At 62.0% G+C, this 5,781-nt stretch carries 8 protein-coding genes and 1 pseudogene; 6 read left to right on the top strand and 3 right to left on the bottom strand.

Annotation, left to right across the window (positions count from 1 at the left end; translation table 11 throughout):
• The 3 genes from O2807_11040 to O2807_11030 form a co-directional block, all read left to right on the top strand.
• Positions 1-415, top strand: a 415-nt coding sequence (locus O2807_11040) for a non-canonical purine NTP pyrophosphatase (GenBank protein ID MDA1001032.1), incomplete at its 5' end; no start/stop codon positions are given.
• Between the two features lie 54 nt (positions 416-469).
• Positions 470-721, top strand: a complete 252-nt coding sequence (locus tag O2807_11035; protein ID MDA1001031.1) for a hypothetical protein — start codon at positions 470-472, stop codon at positions 719-721.
• Between the two features lie 78 nt (positions 722-799).
• Positions 800-1,138, top strand: a complete 339-nt coding sequence (locus O2807_11030; protein MDA1001030.1) for a carboxymuconolactone decarboxylase family protein — start codon at positions 800-802, stop codon at positions 1,136-1,138.
• A gap of 70 nt (positions 1,139-1,208) precedes the next feature.
• On the opposite strand, the gene O2807_11025 is transcribed toward O2807_11030, so the two are convergent.
• Positions 1,209-1,532 carry a hypothetical protein gene (locus O2807_11025; GenBank protein ID MDA1001029.1) on the bottom strand — a complete coding sequence of 108 codons (324 nt, stop codon included), beginning with the start codon at positions 1,530-1,532 and terminating at the stop codon, positions 1,209-1,211.
• A gap of 17 nt (positions 1,533-1,549) precedes the next feature.
• Positions 1,550-1,870 (bottom strand): hypothetical protein, encoded by a 321-nt coding sequence (locus tag O2807_11020; GenBank protein MDA1001028.1) that lies wholly within the window; start codon positions 1,868-1,870, stop codon positions 1,550-1,552.
• A 293-nt stretch (positions 1,871-2,163) separates the two neighbouring features.
• Here O2807_11020 and O2807_11015 point away from each other — a divergent pair, with 293 nt between their 5' ends.
• Entirely contained in the window at positions 2,164-2,646 is a 483-nt protein-coding gene (locus O2807_11015) for an OsmC family protein (protein MDA1001027.1), read from the top strand.
• 155 nt (positions 2,647-2,801) lie between these two features.
• The gene (locus tag O2807_11010) at positions 2,802-3,686 is read left to right on the top strand and encodes a hypothetical protein (protein ID MDA1001026.1); all 885 of its coding nucleotides are present in this window, start codon (positions 2,802-2,804) and stop codon (positions 3,684-3,686) included.
• A gap of 4 nt (positions 3,687-3,690) precedes the next feature.
• Here the strand turns inward: O2807_11010 and O2807_11005 are convergent.
• Positions 3,691-4,801, bottom strand: a pseudogene (locus O2807_11005) (LLM class flavin-dependent oxidoreductase).
• 152 nt (positions 4,802-4,953) lie between these two features.
• Here O2807_11005 and O2807_11000 point away from each other — a divergent pair.
• Positions 4,954-5,709, top strand: coding sequence for a sulfite exporter TauE/SafE family protein (locus O2807_11000; GenBank protein MDA1001025.1), 756 nt, complete (start codon positions 4,954-4,956; stop codon positions 5,707-5,709).
• The last annotated feature ends 72 nt before the right edge of the window (positions 5,710-5,781 follow it).

Here is a 5,781-nt window from a genome sequence, read left to right as displayed (position 1 = left end):
TGCGGCGCTGGCCGCTGACTCGGGAATCGAGGTGGATGCGGTTCCCGGCGAGCTGGGCGTGCGCTCGGCCAGGTTCGGGGGGGAAGGGCTGGACGATGCGGGCCGCAACCGGCTCCTCCTCGAGCGTCTTGCCGGGGTGGTGGAGGCCCGCCGGGGCGGGCGGTTCCGCTGCGTCCTGGCCTTTTGCCGCCCGGATGGCGCACATCATCTTTTTGAGGGGACGCTGGAGGGAAGGGTCCTGGCGTCGCCGCGGGGCGCGGGGGGGTTCGGGTACGATCCCCTGCTTTATCTCCCGGAGATGGGCTGCACCGTGGCGGAGCTGGACATCGAGACGAAAAACAGGATCAGCCACCGCGGAAAGTCGCTGGCCGCCTTTCGGGCGTGGCTGGAGCGGGAACTGGAAAATGAATCATAGGGTGCGGCCGCGCGCCTTTTGGCCGCGCACGAGCGCGACACAGGAGGATTTTTGATGTCCCGGATTTCCATGATTTCCCCCGAAGACGCCGAGGGGGATGTCGCCCGCTTGTACGAGGCAGTCGCGCAGATGCTGGGCCGGGTGCCCAACTTCTACCGGATTGCGGCGCACTCCCCGCATGTGGCGAAGCTGCTGCTGCCCTTCGGGGCGGTGTTGCAGCGCGAGGGGGCGGGGAGTTTTCTTTCCTCGAAGATCAAGGAAATGGTCATCATCAAAACGAGCCATCTGAACGGATGCGCCTACTGACTGGTCCACAATACGTCGCTTGGTCAAGCGGCGGGCATCACGGATGAGCAGATAGAGGCGATCGGCTCGGACGACTACATGGAATCGCTGCATCTCTCTCCGCGGGAGCGGGCGGCGGTGCTATGGGCCGAGCATGTGACGAAAAACACCGCGCGCGATCGGGACGATGTGTTCGAAGAAGTCCGCAAGCATTTTTCCGAGGCCGAGCTGGTGGACCTGACGCTGATGAGCGGTTTTTTCAACATGTTCAACCGCTTCATGGATTCGATTCGGATTCCGGTCGAGGCACAGGGGGAGGTGGACAAGATCAAGAAGTCGGTCCAGCTAGACCCGGGGAAAGTGAAGAACTATCTCAAGGAGATGGTCACTTCCTGGCCGGAGGCGTTCCCCGAGCCGGACGGTGAGGCGAAGAGCTAGCGCGCCTCGAAACGAAGCGGACGCAAAAACGCCTCCGGCGAGCGGAGACGCTTTTTTCTGAACGGTCCGCCTACCGGAAGATTCCCTCCGAGGCTTGACGCACGACAACAGGCTCCGGGGGAAGGTTCGACTCCTGCAAGCATGCCTGATCGCAGTCCGCACGCTCGGGCCAGCGGGCGCAATCCTTGATGCGGAGCTTGGCCGCGCCGAACATCGAAGACCACATGGCCCGTCCCGCCCCGACTTGCAGAGATGTCAGGATTCCGGTTTCCGGACAGCGGAGCGCAACCCGGGGGCCGAAGCGCTGGTACACCATGAGCACGATCGGCAGCAGCACGAGAAGCGCGCCGGCAGCAAAGATGGCGCCCACCAGGAGCAGAGGATTTTCGTACATCTGCGCATCTCCTTTCTTCAATTTCGTGTGAGAAGCCCATTCGCCGAGCCTGCCGTCCCGTTCGAAAGCAGAAGAACTTTCAGGCAGGCCTGATTGCATCCCAATCGTCCGGGCCACCGCGTGCAGTCTGCGATCTCGAGGGCGCAGATTCCCCTCAGGGCGTACCGGGCGGCGCGGGCGGCGTCAATTTTCACCGAGGCGAGGCGTCCCGTTTCGGGGCATCTGAGCGGATGCCGTCTGTGGAAACGGAAGTAGACGTGAAGCGCCTCCCCCAGTTGCGGGTGGTAGATTGCAAACAGGACCAAGGAAAGAAACGTTGCCCAAAGGACGGTATCCATGTCCGCTCTCCTGTAGGGGCCGGCGGCCTCGGTTCTGCGAAATGCCCCAACAGTTTTAATATACTCCCATCTCGGACATTTGAATCTTTTTGTGGGCGGATTTGCGGACGAAAAGCCCTGGTTGGGGCGGAATGCCTCAACATACCGGACGCGGCGGCGGGATATTTTTTTAACTCATTGTTTATTAAAGGATTTTTTTTGCGATTCTGGCATGGAAGTTGAACGTTATCCGGGGGAGAGGAAACGGGAGACCAGCGCGCCGCCGCGCGGTTGCCACAGAAAGGAGGCTGGCCATGGCCATCCGCTCAAAGGTCTATCACTACCCTGTGAAAGTGAAATGGCAGAACGAGCGCATCGGACTTCTCGAGCTGAAGGGCAAGCCCCCCCTGCAAGTGGCCACCCCGCCCGAGTTCAAGGGCCACAAAGGCTTCTGGACCCCGGAGGATCTGTTTGTCTCCGCGCTCGCGAGCTGTTTCATGACGACATTTCTCGGGACCGCCTATCACCGCGGGCTCGCCTTCGAGAGCTTCGAGGCGGACGCGGAAGGCAAGCTCGAGCGGCCGGAGAAGAAGTTCCTCTTTACGGAGGTCATCATCCGGGTTCGTATTGTGCTCCCCTCGGACGGTGACCTCATGCTCGCTCATGAAGTTCTGGATTTCGCCAAAAAGGATTGCCTGGTCTCCAATTCGATCGTTTCGAATGTGAAGATCGAGCCGATCATTTGGGTGAAGAAGGCGAAAGCGGAGAAGAAGAGGGAAAGCACCGTCATGGCCTGAGCCGGAACCCGCCGGAAGATGCCGCGCGGAGGAGCGCGGCCTTGCCCGGCGGACGCCGATTTTATACTGTGCGCGGCAGGGTGAGTTGCTCGCTCGGAAGCGGTCTGAAACGGCGAGGGCTCCCTTTCCTTTCCTTCTGCGCGCAGGGCGGTCACTTGGCGGAACTTGGGCTCGAGGAAATTCCGGAAGATTCGGCCACCGGCCGGGTGTCCGAAATTTACGCCGATATTCGCGCGGTCATGCGCACCACGCATGTCGGCTATTTTTTCCGTGCGCTGGCGGTCCACGAGACGTATTTCGAGGCGGCCTGGGCGGCGTTGCGGCCGAACGCAGCGATATCCTATTTCGATCGCGTGGCCGATGGCGTCCGCATGCGCACCATCCCCCCGATGCCGGAAGATGTTCCCGATCTGGAAGAAGAACTCGAAGATGCCGGCTACTCCCGCGATCAGATTGAAACGATCGACGGCCTTTTCGATCTGTACAACGATGAAAGCCCGAAGACGCTCATGCTGGCGGCGGCTCTCAAGGGGACGCTCAACGGCTTGAAGATCGGCGGCATCGCGCCGGGTTTCGCCCGGGATCTGGAAGCCCGGCCGCAGGGCCCGCCAGCTTCCATGCGGGTGCCGGCGCTCGATCCCACGGGAGACGGTGCCGCCGCGGGTCTCGCGAGCATCCGCCGGGAGATGGGGTTTGCCGGGCTGCCGGACATCTGGCGGGCGCTGGCGGCCTACCCCGAATGCCTGGAGCGCGCGTGGGCGTTTGTGCGCGAGGAATGGGGCAAGAAAGGATTCGAAATCACCGTCCGTCTGGCCCAGGGAGCGGCGGCGGCCGCGGCGCAGGAATTTCCCCACCCGGTGGAAGCCAGCCAGGCGGCCCTCCGGGGTGCCGGGTGTTCGGATGATGAACTCAATGTCATCGAGAAGAAAATTGACCAGTTCATCCATATGGTTCCGGTGACGAACGTGGCGATCATCCTGATGAAAGCGGCGCTCGTGGGCGAGGGCCGGGTGCGGCGCAAACCTTTCGAGGGCGAATAGCCCGCTAGCTTTCCTTCGCGATCATTTCCTTGACAAGCGGCAGCAGACCTTCGGCCACCCGCCGGCACTCCTCGACATGGGGATAGGCGGAAAGGATGAATTCGTCGATCCCGAGCCGCCAGTAGCCCAACAGCTCCTCCGCTACCTGCGCCGGGGTGCCGACGAGAGCGGTCCCGCAGTTGACCCGGACGGTAGAGATGCCGTTCCAGAGCCGCTCGCTGATGCGGTGATCTTCCACTACCTGGCTTTGCGCTCGCTGGCCGACCATCGAGGTGCCGGAGAAGACCAGCTGCCGCTGGGCTTTCACGATCGTGTCGGCCTGGGAGATGAGGTCCTCCGCCGCGCCCCAGGCCTGCTCCTCGGTGTCCCGTACGATGAGGTGGGAGCGGAGGCCGAAGCGGGGCTTGCGGGCCGGCCTTCTTGAATTCGGCGCGCGCCTTTTCGAGGTGCGGGACGAGCTTCTCGGGCGGAAGGATCCAGATGAGATAGACGTCGGACTGGCGGCCGGCGAGCCGCAGCGCCGCCGGCGAGGCGCCGCCCAAGAGGAATTCGGGCCCGGTCCCGACCGGCCCCGGCGAGCAGAGCGCCCCCTTGAGCTGGATGAACCTCCCGTCGAAATTCACGGGAACCGGCTCTTTCCAAAGCGCCCGAAGGGCGGTGATGAACTCCTCGGCGCGCTCGTAGCGCGTCTCGTGGTCGGAAGTCTCTCCGAAGCGCTCGAAATCTCCCTGGATGCCGCCCGGCACGACATTGATGTTGATGCGCCCGCCGGAGAGCTGGCTCAGCGTCGCCACCATCTGGGCGTAGAGCCCGGTGGAGATGAATCCCGGCCGGATGGCGATGAGAAAACCGATTCTCTGCGTGACGGCGGCGAGGGCGGTCACTGTGGTCCACGTTTCGGCCAGGGGGGCCTGCTCATCGAAAAGACCGTTGGCGAACCGGGTCGGGATGAGCAGGTATTCGAAGCCGCTCTCCTCCGCGGCTGTCACCACTTCCTTGAGGTACTCGAATGTGGGGGGGCGCTCGGCGCGCCGGGTGCCGATGTGCACACCGTCTCCATCAATCGGGATGAACCAGGCGAATTTGGGTTGGGGGCGTTTTTTCTTTTCGGCCATTTCGGACCTCAATAAATAAATGAAAGTTGGATGGAGTGTAGCAACTTTTCGGCGTTAAGATAAGCCAATTTGGGCGGCCCCGCCGCCGCTCCGGCGGGCCGGAAGGAAATTCGGCCCGATTTTCCCGCGATGTGAAAGGAAAGCGCATCTAGATGAGTGATATCGAGTGGGCTTTCGGAGCGGCAATTCTTTTATTCGCGGGCATTGTGAAGGGGGTCATCGGATTTGGCCTGCCGATTCTTGCGGTGCCGCTTCTTTCGCTCTTCCTGGGGCCGCGGGAGGCCGTAGTCACGGTCTCTTTTTCCCTGTTTTTGACCAACATTACGATCGTCCGGATCGGGATTTCGGAATGGCGGACGCTGAAAAACGTCGCCTTGTTCGGATTGACCGGAATTTTAATGGTGCCGGTGGGGGTTCTTTATCTCCAATCGGGCGATCCGGATTTGATCCGGCTCCTTATCGGTCTCACGGTTTGGGCCTACTTTGCCGGAAAGCGCCTGATCCCCCCGATCGATTCGGTTCGCCCGATCACGCGCGGCTGCATGGGGATCGTGGCAGGGGCGGCGGCCGGCTTCATGGGCGGGGTGGCGGGCATCCCGGGGCCGGTGAGCATCATGTATTTTTCGATGTTCAGATGGAGCAAGGAGGTTTTCATTTTTCTGCTCAATTCCTTCAACACGCTGAGCTCTGCGGGACTGGTGAGCATGCTGGCGATTCGGGGGGAGTACACCCGCTTCGGAACGGGCCGGGCTGTGCTGGCCCTGATCCCCGTGTTGATTGGGTTCTGGATCGGCCTCCGGATGCGCCATCGTCTGAACCAGGAGTTGTTCTACCGCCTGGTCCGGACGGGACTATTTGTGATCTCGCTGGGCCTGGTGGGCCGGGCGCTTTGGAAGTATTTGCTTTAGCTTCAAGTCCTCGGGAGGAGTCCGCCTCCCGGCGGCGGGGCCGGGGATTTGATGTTTATTCGCTTTCGGCTC

It is taken from the genome of bacterium, from assembly GCA_027622355.1.
In the GTDB taxonomy this organism is placed as follows: Bacteria; UBA8248; UBA8248; order UBA8248; family UBA8248; genus JAQBZT01.
Note: the sequence above shows the minus strand (reverse complement) of the source record. Positions and strands in the feature narration are given on the sequence as shown.